Raw genomic sequence first — 23,491 nt, 5'->3', positions numbered from 1 at the left:
CATTAATAATGTTGTACCAAGCCTCGCTCTGTCGCGCAGTAGCCGTTCCAACAGGCCCGTAAATCGGATTGGGCGGCATCGAGCGTCGCCAGGCATTGTATGTGGCCTTTTAATACGGCTTGGCCTGGTCCTATCGGACTGGATTGAGTCCAAGTGCAAGGTGTGGTTTCGTACACCGTCGCGACCGCACTCCCTTGTTGGGTAGATGGCATGGAGAAAAATTCGGCATAGCCATTGTTCCAATAATTGAAACCTTTTCTTGACATGCCGTTCGGCGGATGCCGAATAATCAGCGGTAGCGGTGCGACGCACGACTCTGGCTGTGGCACAGGTCTTTTCGCTTTTTTTATGATCCGACCGGTTTGATAGTCATAATTCGGAATCGGCACATAAATGCGTCCGGTACCGGTACCCGGCGACTCAGTGACGTTGGTATTCCTTTCCTCGGTATCGGGCGGCAGTGAGCAACTGACGATGTAACCGACCTGACCACTGATCGTATGCTCCATCTCATTGGTCTTGTCGACGCCGCCCAAAGCTTCGCAAAATTGACGGTTGATTTCGTTTGCTTCCGGCACTTGTTGGCCGGGGTGTATCGTCAGACTGCCGTCGGGGTTTTTAATCGCATTTTTAAATACGTCTACGCCTTTTGGCACCAGGAAAACCCCCGGGTAGCGCGGCGCATCGTCGTCGGGATCAACGGCGCTTGTCGCGGTTTGCGCGCTGCTGTTACTGATGGCCAGCAGCGGGGCGCCGGCCATGCATATGGCGGAAATGTTTTTCATGTCTGACCTGGTGCAGGGAAAAGTGACGGATAGTCATCGTGTGAACTAAAATATCCGTCATCCACCGTCAATCAGACGAGTACGGTTTTTCAGCGCGCCGGGGTGATGTGTTCGGCGTAGTCGTAGAGCGCACCGAGTATTTCTTCGGCGCGTACGTCGGCCTCTTCCGAGCACTGGTCGATGATTTCGAAATAGCGTTCTACCGTCAGGGCATTGCCGGCACCTTCGTGCAGGCGCGCGCTGCGATGCGTTTCCCAACGCTGTTGTTCGGTCGCTGACAAACTGTCGGGGTAGTTGCGTGCACGGTAACGGAATAAGAGTTCTGTCAGGCGCGAGTCTTGAAAATCGGGTTGCGCTTGCGCTAATGCTGCGGGTGGAAGTTGTCGTACTTCATTGAGTAAGCGACGATCTTCTTTGCCGATGAAGCCATTATATAAATCTTCATCGACATCATTGCCGGCTAGTGCAGGGCGGGCAAACACGGCGTCCCAGATGGGTGTCATATCGGGCGCGGTCGCGGCGGCTTGCGCGTGCAATTGCGCTTGTGCCATATCGATGCCCCAGTGGGCGGCACGCTCGGCACTGAGAGTTTTTAAATTGCTGATGACAATCGGCGATTTATTAATGTGTATGGTTTTCAGTGGTAAGCGTGTGACGCCTTCCGGCAGATCGGCGGCTTTGGAAAACATGCGTAACTGAATTTCTTCTACACTCAATTCGAACAGCTGGCGCGGATCGTGTTCGAGGTCCCAGACGATCAATTCGTTTTTATTGGTAGGGTGAAAGGCTAACGGCCATACCACGGCGAGGCAGCCGCGTTCGGCCGGCACCATGCCGGTGATGTGCAGCAAAGGCTTTTTGCGTGGCCAGCCGATTTCTTCCATCACGCGATCTTTTTTTCGCAAGCCCAAGCAAAAGTCGAACAGCTTTTGATTTTTTTCGCGCAGCAAGCGGGCGAAGGCAATGGTGGCACGGACATCGGATAAGGCATCATGCGCCGCCGCGTGCGTCAGTCCGTTGGCGGTGGTCAAATGTTCGAGGCGGAAGCTGGCCTTGCCATCTGGATTGCGTGGCCACTGTATGCCATCTGGGCGCAGCGCATAGGCGGTGCGGGCGACGTCGAGCAAATCCCAGCGGCTGCAATTGTTTTGCCATTCACGCGCATACGGATCGATCAGGTTGCGCCAGAATAAAAAGCGCGTGACTTCATCATCGAAACGGATGCTGTTGTAGCCGACGCCGACCGTGCCCGGCGTCGCGAAGGCTGCTTCTATCGTGCTGGCGAAGGCGCGCTCTGTTACGCCACGCTCGAGGCAAAGCTGGGGCGTGATGCCGGTAATTAAACAAGCTTGCGGTTCGGGTAAAAAGTCCGGCGCGGGCTGGCAATAGAGCATGAGTTCGCTGCCGATTTCATTGAGTTCGGCATCGGTGCGAATGGCGGCAAATTGGGCCGGCCGATCGCGTCGTGGTACGGCACCGAAGGTTTCGTAGTCGTGCCAGAGAAAGCTGATGTCTTGCATAATTGGAATTCGAAAGTGAAAGTAGTGAGCCAGCGCAGCGCTAAATTAACGGCGCGCGCTGCGTTCGCTCAGATAGCGTTGACGGTAAAAGTAGAACAACAAGCCGAGCACTATGGCGAGCATGCTGCCCATAATAATCCAGAATCCGGCCACCTGTTTCAACAGCGGCATCACTTCAAAGTTCATGCCGAAGATACCGGTGATCAGAGTCAAGGGCATGAAGATGGCCGTGATCACGGTCAGCACCCGCATGATTTCACTGGTTCGGTGTGCCATGGCGGCAAAGTGAATCTGTACCGCCGATTCGAGTGAGGCTTCGAGACGGCGCGCATGGTTGAGCACGCGGTTGATGTGTTCGATCACGTCGTTGATGCGCACGAGTAGCAAATCATTGCGCGTGCCTTCATGGGGGTGCGTCAAGTCATGGGTATCGATCAAGTGATCGCGCAATTCTTGCATGGCGTCGTGTTGTTCTTCACACAGATGATCGAGCTTGCGCAGTTCGAGTCGGGCATCGAGCAAGGCTAACCAATTATTGAATGGACGACGCGGATCGAGCAGGGCGTGCTGCCAACGGTCCAGTTGTTGCGTCAGCGGTTGGCGTAATTCCAAGTATTGATCGACCATGCCATTGAGCAGGCGCAGCATTAAATCGGCCGGCGATTCTGGCAGGCGGCTGCTATACATGCTCGCGCCATCACTTTTGAGTTTGTAATTGAGCAGACGCGTGCGCGCTTGTTCTATGGTGCGGCTGTGCTGCGGGCCAACGCTCACGAGGCAGCGGCCGATGAGAAAAAAACTGACCGGGGCGGTGACGAGTTTGTGCAGCGCTGCCGGGATATGCAGTTTCGCCGTTGCAGCAGGCGGGGTCTCGGTTGGCTTGTTGGTTTGTAAGGCGAGTTGCCGAAACACCAGCATGCGGTAGTCGTCGGTGTCTTCAAAATACGAAGGGTGGCTAAGGTTGAGGGCATCTTTGAGATGCAGCTCATGCAGATGCCCGCCACTTAGTTGCGCGACGCGCTCGCACCATGCCGCGCTGTCGGCTGCAACCTCATCATGGCTGGCGTCGAGCCAGAGAAAACCGGTGCTACTGTTCAGTGCCGTGGCATCCGCGCAGACGCCGGCGGCATCGATGTGAAAAATATGCATGTCAGGAAGCGAAAAAGGCGCACCTTCTCAGAAGGCACGCCGTGCCGAATTTAGCCGGCGTGTTGCAACAGGCGCGCGATGTCGCGCGCGAAATACGTCAGCACCCCATCGGCACCGGCACGTTTGAAGGCCATCATGGCTTCCATCATGGTTTTATTATGATCGAGCCAGCCGTTTTCGGCGGCCGCTTTGATCATCGCATATTCGCCGCTGACTTGGTAAGCGAAGGTCGGGACTTTGAATTCGTCTTTGACGCGACGCACGATGTCGAGGTAGGGCATGCCCGGTTTGACCATCACCATGTCGGCACCTTCAGCGAGGTCGAGCGCTACTTCACGCAGGGCTTCGTCGCTGTTGGCCGGATCCATTTGGTAATTGGCTTTATCGCTTTTCCCAAGGTTGCCGGCCGAACCGACTGCATCACGGAACGGGCCATAGAAGGCCGATGCATATTTGGCCGAGTAAGCCATGATGCGGGTATGGATGAAATTGTTCGCTTCGAGGGCGTGGCGGATCGCGCCGATACGACCATCCATCATGTCGCTGGGAGCGACGATGTCGGCACCGGCATGCGCATGCGTGAGGGCTTGTCGCACCAGCACGGTGGTGGTTTCATCGTTGAGTATGTAGCCATTGGCATCGAGCAATCCGTCTTGACCGTGGCTGGTATAGGGGTCGAGTGCGACGTCAGTCAAAATGCCCAGTTCGGGGAAGCGGCTTTTGAGCTCACGGATCGCGCGCGGAATCAAACCATCGGGGTTGCAGGCTTCGATGCCATCGGCTGTTTTTAAACTGGCGTGGATGGCCGGGAATAAAGCCATTACCGGAATCCCGAGCGCCACGCAATCTTCCGCCACGCCCATGAGCACATCGATACTGACACGTTCCACGCCCGGCATGGAAGCGACTTTTTCCGATAAGTTGACACCATCAATGACGAACACCGGGTAAATCAGGTCGGCCGTGGTAATGGTGTTTTCACGCATCATTGCGCGTGAAAAAACATCTTTGCGCATGCGGCGCATGCGCACGGCGGGAAACAGATTGGCTTTGTATGTGGACATAGTAAAATCTTTTAACAGGTTAAATGAAACTTTCTGCCGCTTTGCGTCTCATAGCAACAGGTTGGATATTTTTCCATGCCTACCGCTGTTCTTCCCTGAGCGGGCACCGTTCGTCCCTGTTCGAATCGGTGTTATTTGCCCCGGTATATATCCATATATACCGGGGCTTTTTTTTACTCAGTCGTGCCGGCTTGTGCGGCTTGATCCAGCTGGGCCATACCGTCTTCGGTCGGTGTTTGCACCGGTTCGATATCGAGTCCGACCAGATGTTGAATTACAGCATCCGCTTCTTCCAAGCCTATGCGTTTGAGCGCAGAGAACAGTTGTATCGTAAATGGAAACATCGGACCTTCATTATCGACATAGGTCGATAACACTTCTTTGGCTTGGCGCAAAGCATTGGTACATTCATTGCGGTTTAATTTGTCTGCTTTCGTCAAAATGCAATGAATTGGTCGGCCGGTCGGGGCAAACCATTCCAGCATTTGGATATCGAGATCAGTAAACGGGCGGCGCGCATCCATGATGAGCACCAGTGCCGCCAACTGAGTACGACGTTGCACGTAAGCACCAAGTAATTGATTCCAGTGGTTTTTTGCCGCGCCAGGTACTTGGGCGTAGCCGTAGCCGGGTAAGTCGACGATCATCGCGCGAATTTCATCGACGCGGGTTTCGTCCTTGCGATGCTGGCCTACATGGGCCCCACCGATAGAAAAATAGTTAATATGCTGGGTACGACCGGGAGTTTTTGATGCAAAACAAAGTTTCTTTTGATTGCATAGTGTATTAATGGCAGTCGATTTGCCAGCATTGGAACGACCGGCGAATGCAATTTCCGGTACGTGCGTGTTCGGTAAGTCACGTAAGTGATTAACCGTGGTAAAGAAGCGGGCTTGCCAGAGGATGGACATAGAAGAAAGGAAAGATTGAAAAATGCAACAGTCAGCGGAACAACGCTTAAAAGCTATTGTACAATAAGGGGTTAGATATGGGCAGCAGTAATATGGGTAGCGGTAAACCGATCCGGTCCTACTCTGGAGTTGAGTACTGCTTTGATGTTTGTCGTGCCATTTCCCAAGGTCGCGCCATCAGGGCAGATTTCTTTTATTTAGTCTCAGGGTGTATGAATGAACCGTGCTTTCTTGCCATTATTTAAGTCCCTCAGCATCGCCGTTTTGGCCTTGTCTTCTTTCGCTTCCGTCGCTTATGCCAACGCCGAAGTCCAGTCGGCCAAAGCTGACCCGGCCAAGGGCGAGGCACTGTTTGTCAATGGTGACGCGGCACGCGGGATTATCGCCTGTATCTCATGTCATGGCGCTGCTGGCAATTCGACCATCAGCGTGAACCCGAAATTATCGGCCCAGCATGATGCCTATATTGTTAAACAGCTCAGCAATTTTGCCGGTCCGGATAGAGTTAATCCTATCATGAGCACGTTTGCCAAAGCGCTCACCCCGGAAGATATGAAAAATCTGGGCGCTTACTTGTCAATGCAGAAGTCCACCCCGGGTGCAGCAAAAAATGCCCAGATCGTTGAACTTGGCAAGCAAATTTATCGCGGTGGTATCGCCGAGAAGAATGTACCGGCTTGCGCCGGCTGTCATAGCCCTAACGGTGCCGGTATCCCGGCGCAATTCCCGCGTATCGCTGGTCAGCATCAAGATTACACGCTCGCACAATTGACCAATTTCCGTACCGGTGCACGCAAAAACAGCGCGCAAATGCTGAGCATCGCCAAGAAAATGTCGGATGATGAAATGAAGGCCGTGGCTGATTACATCGCCGGATTGAAATAATTTAACTCAGTCAGCGCAGCGAATGAACGGAGGGAGTGGCGCGTGCCATTCCCTTTTTTTTTAAGTATTTTCGGAGCAGTATGGATAACAACACCGATCCCGAGTTGATCACAGATACAGGCGGCGTGGAGCTGAAAACGCGTCGTGTTTGGCTGGCCGATGCCGTGGAATTATTATCCTCCATGCGCTTTGCCATCAGCTTACTCAGTCTCATTGCCATTGCTTCCGTGATCGGCACCGTGCTCAAGCAAAACGAGCCTATGCCGAATTATGTCAATCAATTCGGTCCGTTTTGGTTCGAGGTATTCAAAAGCTTGAGTCTCTATGGCCTGTATTCGTCTTGGTGGTTTTTACTGATCATGGCGTTTTTGGTGCTGTCGACGAGTTTGTGTCTGATACGCAATACACCGAAAATGCTCAAAGATATGCGCAGTTGGCGTGAAAACGTGCGTGAGCAATCACTGCGTAATTTTCGGCATAAGGATGCCTGGCGTAGTGAACATAGCCGTACCCAGGTGTTGGCGCGCTTGACCGCGCATTTGACGCGCGTCGGTTACCGTAGCAAGATTGTCGACAAAGATGGGGCGAGCTTGATTGCTGCCAAACAGGGTGCGGCGAATAAATGGGGTTATATTTTTGCGCATAGCGCGATTGTCATCATTTGCGTTGGCGGCATGCTCGATTCCGAAATGCCTATCCGTTTTCAGCAATGGTTCATGGGCAAGGTACCGTTTGATGGCAATGGCATTATCGCGGACATACCGGCCAAGCATCGTTTAGCGCTGTCCAATCCTACCTTTCGTGGCAATACCATGATACCGGAAGGGGCCAGCAGCAATACGGCTATCATCGCTCAACAGAGCGGGGTCTTCATTCAGGATTTGCCGTTTACCATCAAACTGAAAAAATTCACCATCGATTTTTACAGCACCGGCATGCCCAAATTATTCGCCAGCGATGTGGAAATTCTCGATCATGCAAGCGGTAAGAGCTTTTCTTCTACCATTGAAGTCAATCATCCGCTGATCTACAAAGGCGTGGCACTGTATCAGTCCAGCTTTGAAGACGGTGGCAGTCGCCTCAAATTGGCCGCTTTTCCAATGACGGGTACGGCCTTACAAGCGACGCCAGTACGTGGCGAAGTCGGCGGCAGTACACCGTTTCCGGGACAGAATGGCCAGGACTTGACGATAGAGTGGTCCGGTTTTCGACCATTTAATGTGGAGAATATGGCAAGAAATGGCGCCGATGTACGCGCCGTGAATAGCGGCAAAAGCTTCAATCAACAGTTGAGCACGGATTTGCAACGCCATCTCGGTTCGGCCGCGAAGAATGCCAACAACAAGGAATTGAAAAACGTCGGTGCCAGCGTGCAGTACAAATTGCGTGATAAAACTGGGCAGGCACGCGAATTCAATAATTACATGCAGTCCATGCTGATCGACGGTGAGTACATGTTCCTGGCCGGCACGCGTGATTCACCGGCCGATGCCTTCCGTTATCTGCGGATTCCGGCCGATGATAAGGATAGTGTGCAAGAGTGGATGCGTTTGCGTGCGGCGCTGATGCAAGCAACTTGGCGTGCCGAAGCCGCGCATCGCTATGCCTTGCGGGCGATGTCGAACAGCACTCCTGCCGCAGCGCAATTGCAGGCACAACTGGCAGAATCGGCAGAAAAGAGTCTGGCTATTTTTGCCGGGACTGGCCAAGTGGCTGGATTTGTCGCGATTTCGCAGTTTCTGGAAAAAATTCCAGCCGCCGAGCAAGGCAAGGCAGCCGATGTGTTCATGAAAATATTCAACGGCAGTCTGTGGGACTTGTGGATGGTGGCGCGCGAACACGATCATTTGCCGGCACTGGAACTGTCTGAAAAACATGGCCGCTTCTTGCAATTGGCCACAGCGGCGCTGTCGGACGCGTATTTTTATGGCGCGCCGGTGTACCTGCAATTGCAGCAATATGAAGAGATCAAGGCCTCGGTATTGCAGGTGACGCGTTCGCCGGGCAAGAATGTGGTCTACTTCGGGTGCTTGTTGTTGGTGCTTGGTGTCTTTTCCATGTTTTACATCCGCGAGCGGCGCTTATGGATTTGGCTCAAAGATGATGGCGAGGGGACGCAACTCATGATGGCCTTGAGTTCACAGCGTAAAACGCTCGATTTTGAAAAAGAATTCGCCCAGTTGAGACTGCAATTGAGGCAACTCACCGGCTCGGCCCAGCCTTGATTTGGCATGGCAGAATATTAATCGTGCGCCCTCACGGGCACAGGGGATGAAAATGCAAGTCACACATGAAGTAATACAGGATGTAACACCGGAAGCCACACCCGAATACACGCCGTACCAGAGTTTTTTTCAGCGTCTGACGGTGCTCGACTGGCTGTATGCGGTAGTGCTCAGCATGGCGGCGCTGTTTGCACTGAACCGTTTCGGTACGCATATGGATGTCTATGAACAAGCGATACTGCTGCTGGCCGCGCCCACCTTTGCTTGCTTGGGCTGGTATTGGAAGCCGGTACGTTGGCTCATCGCGGTCTTGGCGCTCACCAGTCTGTATGCCATCCACCTATATGGCGGTTCTTTAGACGCTGCGAACCAAAAGTTTCTTCTCAAGTATCTGTTGTCGAGCCAGTCGGCGATACTGTGGATGAGCCTGCTGTTTTTTCTGGCGACCATCTTTTATTGGGGCGGCTTGCTCAGACGCTCAGATTTCGGTACCTCGATCGGGTCGCTGCTATGCTGGGCCGCGGTGATCATGGGCTTTACCGGCATGCTGGTGCGTTGGTATGAGTCGTATCTGGTGGGTGCCGACGTCGGCCATATTCCGGTGTCGAACCTGTATGAAGTGTTCATTCTGTTCTCGATGATCACGGCATTGTTCTACTTGTATTACGAGCAACAATATGCCACGCGCCAGCTTGGTGCTTTTGTCTTGCTGGTCATTTCGGCTGCCGTCGCTTTTTTGTTGTGGTACACGGTGTCGCGCGATGCCGCCGAAATTCAACCGCTGGTGCCGGCCTTGCAAAGCTGGTGGATGAAGATTCACGTGCCGGCCAATTTCATCGGCTACGGTACTTTTTCGCTGGCGGCTATGGTCGGGGTGGCCTACCTGCTCAAGGATAAAGGTTATCTGGCCGATCGTTTGCCATCGCTCGAAGTACTCGATGATGTGATGTACAAGGCCATCGCGGTCGGCTTTGCCTTTTTCACCATCGCCACCATACTCGGCGCGCTGTGGGCGGCTGACGCCTGGGGCGGCTATTGGTCGTGGGATCCGAAAGAGACCTGGGCTTTGATTGTCTGGCTCAACTATGCCGCTTGGTTGCATATGCGTTTGATGAAGGGTTTGCGTGGGCAAGTGGCGGCTTGGTGGGCACTGGTCGGTTTGCTGGTGACCAGCTTCGCTTTCTTGGGGGTCAATATGTTTTTGTCTGGTTTGCACTCTTACGGCACCTTATAATTCCGCCGCGCGTGTAAGGATCAGCAGGTTTGTGCGACTCATGAGAAACTGACGGCTATATCGCCGAGCGTCGCTCCGATATTTACCCTCACGCTCACCAAGGAGTTACGTATGCTGATCAAAACCACTGCCGCTGACCAGGCGACCCCGCTGTCTTCTGAAATCACGCCGCGCGCCGTGTTTGAAGGTCGGCGCGACTTCATCCGCCAGATCGCGCTTGGGTCTATCGCCAGCGCTGCAGTACTGGAAATGGCGAATCGCGAAGCCTTCGCGCAGAGTGCCACAGCGCGCAAGCTGGCCGCGCTCGGCAACCCGGCCTATGCGCTGATGGAGCAAAAAACGCCGTACAAAGACGCCACCACCTATAATAATTTTTACGAATTCGGCACCGACAAGGCCGACCCGGCGCAAACCGCCGGTTCCCTGCGCACCCATCCGTGGATGGTCAGCATAGAAGGGGAAGTCAAAAAACCGATGGTGCTCGATCTCGACAGCTTGCTCAAGCTGGCCCCGCTGGAAGAGCGCGTGTATCGTTTGCGCTGTGTGGAAGGCTGGTCGATGGTGATTCCGTGGATAGGCTATTCCTTGGCCAATTTGATCAAGAAAGTCGAACCGACCGGGAATGCCCGGTATGTGGAATTCATTTCGCTCGAAGATAAGAAACAGATGCCGGGGCAGCGCAGTCCGGTGCTGGAATGGCCATATGTTGAAGGTTTACGGCTCGATGAGGCGATGCATCCGCTGGCGCTGCTGAGTTTCGGCATGTATGGCGAGGTTTTGCCGAACCAGAATGGCGCACCGGTACGCATGGTCTTGCCTTGGAAATACGGCTTCAAGTCAGCCAAGTCGATTGTTAAAATCCGCTTCACGCGTGATCAACCGCGCACGGCATGGAATCTGACGGCGCCGAACGAATACGGCTTTTATTCCAACGTTAATCCCAGCGTCGATCATCCGCGCTGGTCGCAGGCGAGCGAGCGACGCATAGGCGAAGATGGTTTGTTCGCACGCAAACGCAAAACACTGATGTTCAACGGTTATCCTGAGGTGGCATCCCTGTATACCGGGATGGACTTGAAAAAATTCTTTTAATTGACCGCCCGCGCAGGCACGGCGGGAACATTCCATGCATCTCACTCAACAACACCAAAAGCGCTTGAAGTTGGCGCTGTTTTTTCTGGCACTCTTGCCCTTCGTGCGTCTCGTGGCGTTTGCCTTGCAGGGCCGCTTAGGTGCCAATCCGGTCGAATTCATTACCCGTAACAGCGGTGATTGGACCTTGTATTTTCTGTGCTTTACCTTGGCCATCACCCCCTTGCGCAAATTGTCGGGGTGGAATTGGCTGATAGGCTGGCGTCGTATGCTGGGTTTGTATACTTTTTCTTACGCCAGTCTGCATTTCCTGACATTTTTTTGGTTCGATCACTTCTTTGATATCGAAGAGATGTGGGCCGATGTCGTCAAACGGCCATTCATCACAGTCGGGTTTCTGGCTTTCGTCGCACTGCTGCCCTTGGCCGCGACCAGCACCAATGGCATGATCAAACGCCTCGGCGGCAAGCGCTGGCAGTGGCTGCATAAGTTGATTTATCCGATCAGCCTGCTGGCAGTGCTGCATTTTTACTGGATGAAAGCTGGCAAACACGATCTGGTGCAACCGCTCTTGTTTGCGCTGCTGGTGCTGAGCTTGCTGGCACTGCGGCTGTGGTGGAAGTGGCGCTCAGGTCATAGACTTGCTGCTTGAGTCTTGACTATTTTGTCAGCGTATCGGGCACGGCGGCAGCCGGCGTGGCAGCTTTGGCAGCGGGCGGCGTGGTAGGCGTGGCGGCCGGTGGAATTTTCGGCAGGAACAAGGGGCTTTTTTGGCCGCAAGCGGACAGTAGGGCCAGCAACAGCAGGGTGGAAATCAGTGTACGCATCTTGGATTAGGTAAACACCGTATAGAATGGCGTTTTTAGTGTGAATCAATGCCAAGGAGTGTAGCATGACTGAATCCGAATTCATGGTCCTTGCCGAGACTTGTCTCGCGCAGGTACAAGAAATATTTGAAACCGCATTCGACAACGATGAACTCGATGTCGAATGCAGCCGCAGTGGCAATGTCTTGACGATAGAATTTGTCAATAATGGCTCGAAAATGATCGTCAACAGCCAAGCGCCTATGCAGGAAATGTGGCTGGCTGCGCGCAGCGGCGGTTTCCATTATAAATACGATGGTCTGCACTGGAACAATACGCGCGACGGCAGTGAACTGTTTGCGACCTTGGCGACGCTGGGTGCCGAACAAGGCCGCTGAGCTATTCGTCGATCATGCTCGCCGGTGCCGCCAGCAGATCGGTCACACCGGTACCGGGTGGGTTTTCCACGTAGTAAAAATCACCGCCGGCAGACATGATGCCGCTAGGTACAGGCCGTTCTTCTATCGGTAAATCTTTCAAGGCTTTTTGCATATACCCGATCCAGATCGGCAGCGCCAAACCGCCGCCGGTCTCGCGATTACCGAGATTGCGCGGTTGATCAAATCCTATCCAAGCAATGGCCACCAGTTTGGCTTGATAGCCGGCGAACCAGGCATCGAAGGAGTCATTGGTGGTGCCGGTCTTGCCGGCCAGATCCGGACGCTTGAGTACCATGGCTTTGGCCGCCGTACCGGAACGCACTACATCCTTGAGCATGCTGTCCATGAGGAAGGCATTGCGCTCATCGATCACGCGGTTGCTTTCATTGCCGGCCTGTTCAGGTGTGGCGCGTACCAAGACTTGGCCATTGGTTTCGGTAATTTTACTGATCAGGTAGGGGTTGATTTTGTAACCACCGTTGGCAAACACCGCATAGGCACCGGCCATCTGCAGCGGCGTGGTAGCACCGGCACCGAGAGCCAGCGTCAAGTAGGGCGGATTTTTCTCTGGCAGAAAACCGAAACGGGTGGTGTATTCCTGACCATATTTGGCACCGATTTTATGCAAGATACGAATCGAAATCATATTTTTTGATTTCATCAAACCTCGGCGCATGGTCATCGGACCATCGTATTTGCCGTCGTAATTCTTTGGTTCCCAAGCTTGACCACCGGTTTGTCCGGCATCGAACCTGATTGGCTCATCGTTGATGATGGTCGATGGCGACAAGCCTTTTTCCAGTGAAGCGGAATAAATGAAAGGCTTGAAGCTCGAACCCGGCTGACGCCATGCTTGGGTGACGTGATTGAACTTGTTGAGGTTGTAATCGAAGCCGCCAACCAGTGCCTTGATGGCACCGTCGGTCGTGCTGGCTGAAACGAAGGCCGATTGGACTTCCGGCATTTGGGTGATGATCCAGTTCTTCCCTTCCAGCATGACCCGTATCACTGCGCCACGCTGGATGCGTTTGTTGGCCGGGGTTTTCGCCGATAAGCCGCTGCTGACAAAACTCACGCCGGTTTCACCGATGGCGATTTCTTCGCCGTCAGCCAGCACCGCACGCACTGCCTTGGGGCTCGCTTCGAGCACCATCGCGACTTGCAGATCGTCGCTGTTGCTGCGCTCAGCCAGTGCTTTTTCTATTGCATCGTCGGCCGCTTCTTTCCCTTCCGGGATATCGATGATGGCTTCCGGGCCGCGATAGCCATGGCGCTTTTCATATTCCATCACGCCGCGTCGTAATGACAGGTAGGCGGCATCTTGGTCGGCTTTGGTGATGGTGGTGTAGACGTTGAGGCCGCGCGTATACGTCTCTTCCTTAAATTGTTCGTAGACCAACTGACGTGCCATCTCCGACACATATTCGGCATGGATGCCGAAGGCGCTGCTGTCGGTTTTGGTATGCAGTTCTTCGTTTTTGGCTTGCTCGAACTGCTCTGTGGTGATGTAACGGAGTTGATGCATGCGTTGCAGGATGTATTGCTGACGCACGGCTGCACGTTTCGGATTGGCCACCGGATTGTAGGCTGAAGGCGCTTTTGGTAGGCCGGCCAACATAGCGGCTTCGGCAATCGTCAGATCTTTGATGTTTTTACCAAAGTAAATCTGCGCGGCCGAGGCGAAACCATAGGCGCGCTGACCGAGGTAAATTTGATTCATATATACTTCGAGGATCTGGTCTTTATTGAGATTTTTCTCAATTTTCCAAGCCAGCAAGATTTCATAAATCTTGCGTTTGAAGGTTTGTTCGCTGGACAGAAAGAAGTTGCGTGCCACTTGCTGGGTAATGGTGGAGGCGCCTTGCTTGGCCCCGCCGGTCAGATTGTGCAGTACCGCGCGGGTAATACCGAGATAATCGACGCCGCCATGTTCGTAAAAACGGTCATCCTCAATGGCCAACACGGCTTTCTTCATGATTTCCGGAATTTGATCGAGACGCACGACATTGCGGCGCTCTTCACCGAATTCGCCGATGAGTACATTGTCAGCGGTAAAAATGCGCAAGGGCATTTTCGGTTTGTAGCTGGTGATCGAATCGAGTTCCGGCAGGTTCGGGTAAGCCATCGTCAGCGCGAAGCCGATGATCAGGGCCGCGGCCACGCCGAGACCGAACAGCACGCCGCAAGTAGCGAGCAAAAAACGCTTGAGCGGGCTGGCTTTGGTCGCTGTCGGGTGTTTGGATTTCGAAGCTGCTGGGTTTTCTTTATCGGACATGGTTTCATTCTGTAACAATCGCAAGCCGCATTATACCGGTGTGTGCCACTGGATTTTCTGCTTGCGCACAAAAGCTTGCGTAGCCTGAAACATTGAATTCAGGAGGTCAAATTACTTATAAGTCAACTTATCGATGGAAATGTCGCAAGAGTGGAGATTTGGCAACGTTATCTGAATGTGCTCCAAGGAAATTCCTTTACCAAAGCAGTTGAAGTTGCTAGCATTTCATGTAAGCTTGGATCATTGTCTCGTAAATAGCGGTTTTTAAAGAGATTTTTTTAAATTTAGTGCTTTAGGTAAAGCACTTTGTTTCAATTTGTAAGCAGAACACACTGGCGTGTTTATGAGGGGATATTCTTGGCTATCGATTTTGCATCACTGCTGGGCAGAAAAAACCCGCCTCTTATCGGTTTGGACATCAGTTCGTTCGATATTAAGCTGGTGGAATTGTCTGAAGGCAGTAATAAGGCATACCGACTGGAACGCTACGCGTCCGAACCATTGCCTAAAGGTGCGATTCAAGATGGTAACATCGAAAATATCGACCAAGTTTCTGAAGCGATACGAAAATTACTCAAAAAGAGTGGTGCCACTGCAAAAAATGTCGCACTCGCCATGCCTGCCGCCGCGGTGATTACCAAGAAAATATTTTTATCGGCCGCCTTGAGCGAGCAATCGCTGGAAGTGCAGGTGGAGTCGGAAGCGAGTCAGTATATTCCCTTTTCCATGGATGAGGTCAGCCTCGATTTCTGCGTTATTGGTCCGGCGCTTAATCCGGAAGATGTAGAAGTCATGCTGGCGGCCTCGCGCAAAGAAAAAATTGAAGACCGCGTCGCGGTAGCGCAGGCTTCTGGTTTGCAAGCCAAGGTCATGGATGTGGAATCGTATGCTGCCCGCTCGGCTATGCAGCGCCTGATAGAAAAGCAAGCCAACGGCGGCCGCGAACAGATTTATGCGATCTTTCAGATCGGCGCAAAACGCACTTACATCTATATCATGCTCAACGGTGAAGTCATTTATGAGCGCGAGCAGCAATTCGGCGGTAGCCAGTTGACTCAAGATATCGTCCGCAATTACGGTTTGTCACAGGAAGAAGCGGAATTGAAAAAGAAAAACGGTGAGCTGCCGGACAGTTACGAGATGGAGTTGCTCGAACCGTTTCTGGAAAACGCCGCGCTCGAAGTCACGCGCGCCATACAATTCTTCTTTACTTCCACGCCCTACACGCGCGTCGACCAGATTTTTCTGACCGGCGGCTGTGCCGTTCTGACTGGCTTGGTTGATATCGTCGCTGAACGCACCAAGATTTCCACCGCCGTGCTCAGTCCCTTCAAGGGCATGGAGTTGGCCCCGGGTGTCAATGAAAAGGCTTTGCGCAATGATGCGACGGCCTATACGGTCGCTTGTGGCCTGGCATTGCGGAGATTCGGCTGATGATAAAAATTAATCTGCTGCCGCATCGGGAAGAAAAGCGTAAGCAACTGATCAAAAATTTTTACTCTTTGCTGCTGCTGGCATCGATAGTCGGTGCTTTGCTCATTGTCGTCATCGGTGCCATCAATGCGCGCGAAATCGCGCTGCAAACTGATCGCGTCAACTACATCAAGGCGGCCAACGATAAGCTCGATGAAAAAATCAAAGAAATTGCCAATTTGCGGCAAGAAATCGCTTCTCTGAAAGCACGTCAACAAGCGGTCGAAGATTTGCAGGGTGATCGTAACCAGCCGGTATTTTTGCTTGATGAATTGGTCAAGTACACCCCGGAAGGCGTGTATCTGCGCTCGCTCAAGCAAGATGGACAAAGGGTGACCTTGAATGGCTATGCGCAGTCACAAGAGCGCGTGGCGGAATTCATTCGCAACCTCGGCAATAAATCGGAGTGGATGGTCAAGCCCGACTTGATCGATATCCATTCGGCCGGTATCGGTCAGGGTCGCGATTCCAAGAAGGTGTCGGATTTCTCTATCAATGTCGGTATCAAGCGTCCGCGTGAAAAAGATGAAGCTGCTTCGGCGACTGCAGAAACCGGTAAGCCGGCCAAGACTGTGCCTGCGGCTAATTAAGATTAAAAACGAGAAGGTCGGGAATGGCAATTAACGTGCAGGAAGTGTTTGACGATATCAGCGGACAGTTTCGTGACTTGAACGGACTGCACCCTGGACTGTGGCCGATTGCGCCGCGCGCTGCTGCGGCCTTGCTGGTCTTGGTGGTCGTGCTCATCGCCGGCTGGTTTGTGTATTGGGATGGGCAAACCGACGAGATCAATCAAAAAGTACAAGAAGAAGTCAAGCTCAAGCAGGATTACAAAGACAAGATGCAGCAAGCGATTAATCTCGATGCCCTCATTGATCAGCGTGGCTTGGTGCAGCAATACGTGGCGACGATGGAAAAGCAATTGCCAAGCAAAGCCGAGATGGATGCCTTGTTATCGGACATCAATCAAGCCGGTACCGGCCGTGGTTTACAATTTGACTCGTTCAAACCGGGTGGGGCGATCGTTAAAGATTACTATGCCGAGTTGCCGATTGAAATTAAACTTAATGGCAGCTACCACGATCTTGGTGAGTTCGTCGCCGATATCGCCAAATTGCCGCGGATTGTGACGCTCAATAATTTGAGCGTTTCGACCAATAAAGACGGTTTGCTCACACTCGACGTGGTCGCCAAGACTTTTCGCTATCTGGATAAAGATGAAGTACTGGCTCAAGCGAATTTGAAAAAGGCTGTGAAGAAATGATATTCAACTTTTCAAGAATAGCCTGTCTGCTCATTGCGCTTGGCGTGCTGTCGGCTTGTTCCGACAATAGCAGTGCCGAATTGGCTGAATGGATGGCGACGGTCAAGAAAGACACCAAGCTCTCCATCCCCAAGCTGGTGCCGCCGAAAATTTATGTGCCGGTGTCGTATCAAGGCAAGGATCAGATCGATCCTTTCAATGCCGACAAATTGCTGGTGGTGTTGGCGCGTATAAAAAACGACAATAGCAACGGTTTGCGGCCCGATATGGATCGCCGACGCGAAGCCCTTGAGGCGTTTCCGCTCGATACGCTGAAAATGGTTGGTACGGTAGAAAAGGCCGGGTTGCGAATCGGCCTGGTGCAGTCGGATAAAACGGTGTATCAAGCCAAGGCGCGTGGCTATATCGGTCAAAATTTCGGTTTGATCACGCAAATCACTGATTCGGCAATTGAAATCAAAGAAATCGTTCAAGACGCGGCCGGCGAGTGGGTCGAGCGTAATGTCAAGCTTGAGTTGCAGGAGAGTACGAAATGAATGCGTTGATAACTACAATTAAAAGGGGCGTCATGTTTTTATTCACCGGTTTCAGAGCAGGGCTGATCAGCTGTGCACTGCTTATTCTGGCACTCACGCAGTCCGCCTACGCCGAGTCCAATAGTATCGAATCGGTGGTCGCTTATCAGCAGGGTGCGAATGTCATCGTCAAGGTCGGCTTGCACACGGCACTGAGCAAAATGCCAGTCGGTTTCTCCATCGCCAGCCCAGCCCGGATCGCCCTTGATTTTCCTGAAACGGTGAATCAAACCGGCAAGACCAGCGTTGACATCAATATCGGTGATGTCCGTTCGGCCACCTTGGTCGAGGCCAGCGGTCGCTCGCGCATGATCTTCAACATGAGTAAGCCGCTCAATTATGCTTCCACGATTGAAGGCAAATATCTGATCATCACCATCGATGGTTCTGGCGGTGTGGCAACAGCGGTCAGCTCGCAAGGCTTGCCAGTGCAGAGCGAGAGCGCGGTACCGACGAGTGGCAAAGCCATGTTGCGTGATATCGATTTCCGCCGCGGTATCGCTGGCGAAGGAAGAATTGTCGTCGATTTGCCATTCAATCAAATTGCGGTTGATGTGCGCCAACAAGGGCAAAAGATCTTTGTCAATTTCCTTAAAGTCGGCTTGCCGGAAGTCTTGCGGAAAAAATTGGATGTGGCCGATTTCGGTTCGCCCGTGCAAACCGTGACAACCACGCCGTCCGGTGAAAATGTGCAGATGCTGGTTGAGCCTAAGGGTTTGTGGGAGCAAAGCTCGTATCAGAGCGATACCCAATTTATCTTGGAAGTGAAACCGATCAAAGAAGATTTGAATAAGTTGACGCAAGGTACACAAGGCTATCGCGGTGAGCGTTTGTCATTCAACTTCCAAAATATCGAAGTACGCGCCATCTTACAAATTATTGCCGAAGTCAGCGGTTTGAATGTCATCGCCAGCGACTCGGTGGTCGGTACGATTACTTTGCGTTTGAAAGATGTGCCATGGGATCAGGCGCTCGATAACATCATGCAAATCAAGGGCTTGGACATGCGCAAAAATGGCAATGTCATTTGGATCGCCCCGAAAGATGAATTGTTGACCAAAGAGAAGTTGGAGTTGGAGCAAAAAGCCCAGATCGCCGAACTCGAGCCTTTGAGAACGGAATCATTTCAGCTCAATTACCAGAAAGCTGAAGCATTCAAGCAAGTGTTCGGGGTCGATGGCTCCTCGACCAATCGCTTGCTGTCGAAGCGCGGCAGCGCCGTGATCGAGCCGCGTACCAATCAATTGTTCATCACCGATATTCCTTCGAAAATTGAAGAAGTTCGCAAGCTGATACAAAAGACTGATATCGCCTCCAAGCAGGTGTTGATTGAAGCCCGTATCGTCGAAGCCGATGATACCTTCAGTAAAAATCTTGGTGCCAAACTCGGTTTCACCGATTTGCGCGGGGTAAATGGTGGGAATGCCGGTTACAGTGTGGCGGGAAATACACGGGTTGGTTTGACTGGAAACTATCAGGGTGTTGGTGAGCAAACCGGGCAAGCGGCGTTGACCAGCAGCAGTTACACACCGAATTCTCAATTCGTTAATTTACCGGCAACCGGCATCGGCGGTTTGAGTCCAGGCAGCGTCGCGGTCAGTTTGTTCTCTTCCGCTGCCAACCGTTTCCTCAACCTTGAGTTGTCGGCACTCGAAGCCGATGGCAAGGGTAAGATTATTTCCAGTCCGCGCGTCGTTACGGCCGATCAATTGAAAGCCTTGATTGAACAAGGTACAGAATTGCCTTATCAAGTAGCAACGTCCAGCGGTGCGACCTCGATCGCCTTCCGTAAGGCAACTCTGCGCCTCGAAGTGACGCCGCAAATTACGCCAGATGGCAACGTCATTCTCGATGTGGAAGTGCATAAAGACAGCGTCGGCCAACAAACCACGATGGGCTTTGCCATCGATACCAAGGAAGTCAAGACCATGGTCTTGGTAGAAAACGGCGGCACCGTGGTGCTTGGTGGTATCTATCAACAGACCGAATCCGATAATGTGACCAAGATCCCATTTTTCGGTGATTTGCCCGTGCTTGGCAACTTATTCAAGACTACCGGTCGTATCAATAACAAGACGGAATTGTTGATTTTCATTACACCGAAAATCATGACCGATCGCTTCGGTGCCAAGTAAGACGGCAGCGAGTATTTATTTTTTATTAAAACTGTACTTAGAATAGGTGTTGATGATGACGTATTTTCGGGTCTTGATGAGCTTGCTGGTCCTTTCCTTGCTTACTGCCTGCGGCGGCGGTGGTGGTTCACCCGGTGCGACGTCGCCGAAAGCACCGTTGTATACGACGGCGGCGGCGAATGTGACAATCTTGCCTGGGACGAGTCAGTCCTATATCATAGGCGGTGGCGTGAGCCCGTATTTTGTCAGCAGCAGCACCGGTGCGGCGACGGTGACGCTCACAGGTAACGGTACGAACATGACGATCAATGCGGTCGGCACCGGTAGTTCGCAAATTACCGTGACTGACTCAGCCGGTACGAAACTGACTATCAATGCCACACTTAGTACCGGTTTGCCTTTGAGCAGTAATTTGGTGGCGTCGGTCTTGCCAATCGGTACTATTTCGCAAAAGTATTATGCCAGCGGCGGCACCGGACAGTATGCTGTGGTCAGTAGCAACACCAGTGTTGTCAGCGTGGTGTTCAATTCCGATGGTAGTTTCCAACTGCAGGCCTTAGCGGTCGGTACGGCCAATATTCAAGTGTCGGATGGTATTACTAATCTGGTCGCTGTCGCCATCACGGTACAGTAAGCCGCTGATTGTTGCAGCTTGCTGCAGATCGCCAAGCCCGCGCCCAGGCTTGGCGGTATCATTGCTATCACGGCGATTTTCTCGGTGATGAGTCGCTTCAATTTTTTTACCCGGGATTTTTTTGAAATGTCTGGCAATATTTTTTTAGTTGGTTTGATGGGCTCCGGCAAGACAACCGTCGGGCGCGCACTGGCCAGAAAGCTCAATAAACGATTTTTCGATTCTGACCACGAAATCGAGGCGCGCACCGGCGTGAGTATTCCGGTGATTTTCGAAATCGAAGGCGAGGCCAGTTTTCGTCAGCGCGAAGCCGAAGTCATCCGTGATTTGACGGCGCAGGACGATATCGTGCTGGCCACCGGCGGTGGCGCGGTACTCGACCCTGACAGTCGGCGTTATTTGCATGAACGCGGTACCGTCGTCTACTTGCGTGCCGGCATTAACAGTATCTTGCAGCGTACCCGCAACGATAAAAACCGTCCCTTATTACGTACCGCCGATCCGCGCAAAAAGCTCGAAGAACTCGAAGCCCAACGCCATCCCTTATACCAACAAGCGGCCCATCTGATCATCGAAACCGGTCGTCCTAATGTTCAGTACTTGGTACAGAATATTGTCGACAAGTTACCGAAATCGCATGAACAGGCCGCGTTTGAAACTTACACTCAGCGTATGCACTCTGTCGGCCCCCAATCCTGTCAACACCTCCACGTCGATCTTGCCGAGCGCAGCTATCCCATTGTGATCGGCCCGGCCCTGCTCGATGATGTGGCCGTGTTGGCACATAAAATCAGCGCTAGCCGCATCGTCATCGTGACGAATACCGTGGTTGCACCTTTGTATCTGGCGCGCCTCAGTAGTGCCTTGAAGCAAATTGGAAAAGAAGTCAGCGCAGTGATTTTACCCGATGGCGAAGCCTATAAAACTTGGGATAGCCTGAATTTGATTTTTGATCATTTGCTCACGCATAAGTGCGACCGCAAAACCACTTTGCTCGCGCTCGGTGGCGGCGTGGTCGGCGACATGACTGGCTTTGCCGCGGCGACTTATATGCGCGGCGTGCCATTTGTGCAAATGCCCACGACTTTACTCTCACAAGTGGATTCCTCGGTCGGTGGAAAAACCGGTATCAATCATCCGCTTGGTAAGAACATGATAGGGGCGTTTTATCAACCGCAGGCAGTCATCGCCGATATCAGCAGCCTCAACAGTTTGCCCGATGCCGAATTGTCGGCCGGTTTGGCCGAAGTCATCAAGCATGGGGCGATCATCGATCTGGCCTTCTTTGCTTGGCTGGAAGAAAACATGGTGCAATTGCGCGCCAAAGATCCGCAGGCGCTGGCCCATGTGGTGGTGCGTTCCTGCGAAATCAAAGCCGATGTAGTGCGGCAAGATGAGCGTGAAGGTGGCTTACGTGCGATTTTGAATTTCGGCCACACCTTCGGTCATGCCATCGAGTCTGGCCTCGGCTACGGTGCCTGGTTACATGGTGCCGCGGTTGGTTGCGGCATGGTGATGGCGGCGGAATTGTCATTTCGCTTAGGCCACCTCGATTACGTCAGCAAAACCCGCTTGAAGCAATTGGTCGAAGCGGCTGGCTTGCCGGTGATCGCACCAGACCTCGGCCCGCAGCGTTGGTTAGAGTTGATGGAAGTCGATAAAAAAAACGAGGGGGGGCAAATCAAATTCATCTTGCTCAAACCGTTGGGTACGGCCATTATCAGTCATGTACCGGAAAAAATTCTCTTAGAAACCATACAACACTGTATCTCACCTTAGCAATGCGCCTCTCTGACCAACATTTGGCACCCTATGCCGCCCAATCTGCGAGTTCGCGAGGGCGGCTTTTTCTTGAGCCGGCCCCGGCCACGCGCAGCGAATTTCAACGTGACCGTGACCGCATCATTCATAGTTCAGCGTTTCGTCGCCTCGAATATAAAACCCAAGTCTTCGTCAACCATGAGGGCGACTTGTTTCGTACTCGCCTCACGCATAGCTTGGAAGTTGCACAAATCGGCCGTTCGGTCGCGCGCACTCTGCGTTTGAACGAAGATTTGGTGGAAGCGATCGCCTTAGCCCATGACCTTGGCCACACCCCGTTCGGCCATGCCGGTCAAGATGCCCTCAATGCCTGTATGCAGCCGTATGGCGGCTTCGAACATAATTTGCAGAGTCTAAGGGTGGTCGATCAGCTCGAAGAGCGTTACGCCGCCTTTGATGGCCTCAATCTGTGCTTTGAGACGCGCGAAGGGATACTCAAACACTGCGCGCTGGCGCATGCGGCCGCCCTCGGTACGGTCGGCCAGCGCTTCATCGACAAAACCCAGCCCAGTCTGGAAGCGCAGTTATGCAATCTGGCCGATGAGATCGCCTACAACAACCACGATATCGATGATGGCTTGCGTTCCGGCTTGATCAGCGAAGCGCAATTGATGGAAGTCGATTTTTTTGCGCGGCACCGCCATCAAGTCGAACAGGCCTATCCCGGTTTGCAAGGGCGGCGTGCGATTGCCGAAACCATACGGCGCATGATCAATACCCTCATCAGCGATTTAACGCGTACCTCCTCGGCGCGGCTTGCCGCCGCCGCGCCTGCCAGCATCGACGCCGTGCGCGGCATGGGCAAGCTGATTGCTTTTTCTGAGCAGCAGTATGCGGATGCGAAACTTCTCAAGCAGTTTCTGCATCAAAACCTGTATCGGCATTACCAAGTCAATCGCATGACTTCGAAAGCGCGCCGTATCGTGCATGAATTATTCGCAGCCATGATCGCTGAACCGATCTTGTTACCGCCCGATTACCAGATACGCGGCCATGCTGATGCTGGGCCGCAGTTACAGGCCAGAAAGATCGCCGACTACATCGCCGGGATGACCGATCGCTATGCGATACGCGAGCACAGTCGTTTGTTTTCCATGGCGGAAATGTAGTCTCGATCGTCTTATTGATCAAAAATCTGACTAGGGTTTGAAACCCCGGCCTTCAGAGGCTGTCGCAAAAGGGTAGTGAGTCGGTATCATTACC

General features: G+C 52.8%; 21 protein-coding genes. 14 read left to right on the top strand and 7 right to left on the bottom strand.

What is annotated here, in order from left to right:
- Positions 1-2 precede the first annotated feature (2 nt).
- From QN359_RS02560 to yihA, 5 genes are all read right to left on the bottom strand, one after another.
- Complete coding sequence (locus tag QN359_RS02560; RefSeq protein ID WP_322249878.1) at positions 3-785, bottom strand: hypothetical protein; 783 nt, start codon at positions 783-785, stop codon at positions 3-5.
- 89 nt (positions 786-874) lie between these two features.
- Positions 875-2,305, bottom strand: coding sequence for an exodeoxyribonuclease I (gene sbcB, locus QN359_RS02555; RefSeq protein ID WP_322249877.1), 1,431 nt, complete (start codon positions 2,303-2,305; stop codon positions 875-877).
- Between the two features lie 45 nt (positions 2,306-2,350).
- Entirely contained in the window at positions 2,351-3,454 is a 1,104-nt protein-coding gene (locus tag QN359_RS02550; RefSeq protein WP_322249876.1) for a magnesium transporter CorA family protein, read from the bottom strand.
- 50 nt (positions 3,455-3,504) lie between these two features.
- Positions 3,505-4,518, bottom strand: a complete 1,014-nt coding sequence (hemB, locus tag QN359_RS02545; RefSeq protein ID WP_322249875.1) for a porphobilinogen synthase — start codon at positions 4,516-4,518, stop codon at positions 3,505-3,507.
- A gap of 173 nt (positions 4,519-4,691) precedes the next feature.
- Entirely contained in the window at positions 4,692-5,429 is a 738-nt protein-coding gene (gene yihA / locus QN359_RS02540) for a ribosome biogenesis GTP-binding protein YihA/YsxC (RefSeq protein ID WP_322249874.1), read from the bottom strand.
- A gap of 216 nt (positions 5,430-5,645) precedes the next feature.
- On the opposite strand from yihA, the gene QN359_RS02535 reads away from it, so the two are divergent.
- The 5 genes from QN359_RS02535 to QN359_RS02515 all read left to right on the top strand — a co-directional run bounded on the left by QN359_RS02535 (position 5,646) and on the right by QN359_RS02515 (position 11,517).
- A complete protein-coding gene (locus QN359_RS02535) occupies positions 5,646-6,314 on the top strand; it encodes a c-type cytochrome (protein ID WP_322249873.1) in 669 nt (222 codons plus the stop codon).
- Between the two features lie 80 nt (positions 6,315-6,394).
- Complete coding sequence (locus tag QN359_RS02530) at positions 6,395-8,539, top strand: cytochrome c biogenesis protein ResB (protein ID WP_322249872.1); 2,145 nt, start codon at positions 6,395-6,397, stop codon at positions 8,537-8,539.
- A gap of 52 nt (positions 8,540-8,591) precedes the next feature.
- Positions 8,592-9,773 (top strand): c-type cytochrome biogenesis protein CcsB, encoded by a 1,182-nt coding sequence (gene ccsB / locus QN359_RS02525; RefSeq protein WP_322249871.1) that lies wholly within the window; start codon positions 8,592-8,594, stop codon positions 9,771-9,773.
- Between the two features lie 111 nt (positions 9,774-9,884).
- Positions 9,885-10,865, top strand: a complete 981-nt coding sequence (msrP, locus tag QN359_RS02520) for a protein-methionine-sulfoxide reductase catalytic subunit MsrP (RefSeq protein ID WP_322249870.1) — start codon at positions 9,885-9,887, stop codon at positions 10,863-10,865.
- 34 nt (positions 10,866-10,899) lie between these two features.
- Positions 10,900-11,517 carry a protein-methionine-sulfoxide reductase heme-binding subunit MsrQ gene (locus tag QN359_RS02515; protein ID WP_322249869.1) on the top strand — a complete coding sequence of 206 codons (618 nt, stop codon included), beginning with the start codon at positions 10,900-10,902 and terminating at the stop codon, positions 11,515-11,517.
- A gap of 7 nt (positions 11,518-11,524) precedes the next feature.
- Here QN359_RS02515 and lptM read toward each other — a convergent pair whose 3' ends face one another.
- Positions 11,525-11,692, bottom strand: coding sequence for an LPS translocon maturation chaperone LptM (gene lptM, locus QN359_RS02510; RefSeq protein WP_322249868.1), 168 nt, complete (start codon positions 11,690-11,692; stop codon positions 11,525-11,527).
- Positions 11,693-11,757: 65 nt separating this feature from the next.
- On the opposite strand from lptM, the gene cyaY reads away from it, so the two are divergent.
- Positions 11,758-12,069, top strand: a complete 312-nt coding sequence (gene cyaY, locus QN359_RS02505; protein ID WP_322249867.1) for an iron donor protein CyaY — start codon at positions 11,758-11,760, stop codon at positions 12,067-12,069.
- 1 nt (position 12,070) lies between these two features.
- Here cyaY and QN359_RS02500 read toward each other — a convergent pair whose 3' ends face one another.
- A complete protein-coding gene (locus QN359_RS02500; RefSeq protein ID WP_322249866.1) occupies positions 12,071-14,386 on the bottom strand; it encodes a penicillin-binding protein 1A in 2,316 nt (771 codons plus the stop codon).
- 357 nt (positions 14,387-14,743) lie between these two features.
- On the opposite strand from QN359_RS02500, the gene QN359_RS02495 reads away from it, so the two are divergent.
- The 8 genes from QN359_RS02495 to QN359_RS02460 all read left to right on the top strand — a co-directional run bounded on the left by QN359_RS02495 (position 14,744) and on the right by QN359_RS02460 (position 23,397).
- Entirely contained in the window at positions 14,744-15,820 is a 1,077-nt protein-coding gene (locus tag QN359_RS02495) for a pilus assembly protein PilM (protein WP_322249865.1), read from the top strand.
- Positions 15,820-16,449: a PilN domain-containing protein gene (locus QN359_RS02490; protein WP_322249864.1), complete on the top strand. Its 630-nt coding sequence runs from the start codon at positions 15,820-15,822 to the stop codon at positions 16,447-16,449. The genes QN359_RS02495 and QN359_RS02490 overlap by 1 nt, the downstream gene beginning before the upstream one ends.
- A 23-nt stretch (positions 16,450-16,472) precedes the next feature.
- The gene (locus QN359_RS02485) at positions 16,473-17,123 is read left to right on the top strand and encodes a type 4a pilus biogenesis protein PilO (protein ID WP_322249863.1); all 651 of its coding nucleotides are present in this window, start codon (positions 16,473-16,475) and stop codon (positions 17,121-17,123) included.
- Positions 17,120-17,659, top strand: a complete 540-nt coding sequence (locus QN359_RS02480; protein WP_322249862.1) for a pilus assembly protein PilP — start codon at positions 17,120-17,122, stop codon at positions 17,657-17,659. Before QN359_RS02485 ends, QN359_RS02480 begins: the two co-directional genes overlap by 4 nt.
- A 32-nt stretch (positions 17,660-17,691) precedes the next feature.
- Positions 17,692-19,833 (top strand): type IV pilus secretin PilQ, encoded by a 2,142-nt coding sequence (pilQ, locus tag QN359_RS02475; protein ID WP_322249861.1) that lies wholly within the window; start codon positions 17,692-17,694, stop codon positions 19,831-19,833.
- Between the two features lie 52 nt (positions 19,834-19,885).
- Positions 19,886-20,467, top strand: a complete 582-nt coding sequence (locus tag QN359_RS02470) for a hypothetical protein (RefSeq protein WP_322249859.1) — start codon at positions 19,886-19,888, stop codon at positions 20,465-20,467.
- A gap of 126 nt (positions 20,468-20,593) precedes the next feature.
- Complete coding sequence (gene aroKB, locus QN359_RS02465; protein WP_322249857.1) at positions 20,594-22,246, top strand: bifunctional shikimate kinase/3-dehydroquinate synthase AroKB; 1,653 nt, start codon at positions 20,594-20,596, stop codon at positions 22,244-22,246.
- Positions 22,247-22,248: 2 nt separating this feature from the next.
- Complete coding sequence (locus QN359_RS02460) at positions 22,249-23,397, top strand: deoxyguanosinetriphosphate triphosphohydrolase (RefSeq protein ID WP_322249855.1); 1,149 nt, start codon at positions 22,249-22,251, stop codon at positions 23,395-23,397.
- Positions 23,398-23,491: the final 94 nt, after the last annotated feature.

It is taken from the genome of Undibacterium sp. 5I2, assembly GCF_035019605.1.
GTDB lineage: Bacteria > Pseudomonadota > Gammaproteobacteria > Burkholderiales > Burkholderiaceae_D > Undibacterium.
The sequence above is the reverse complement of the archived record's forward strand: the minus strand, read 5'-3'. Positions and strand labels throughout refer to the sequence as shown.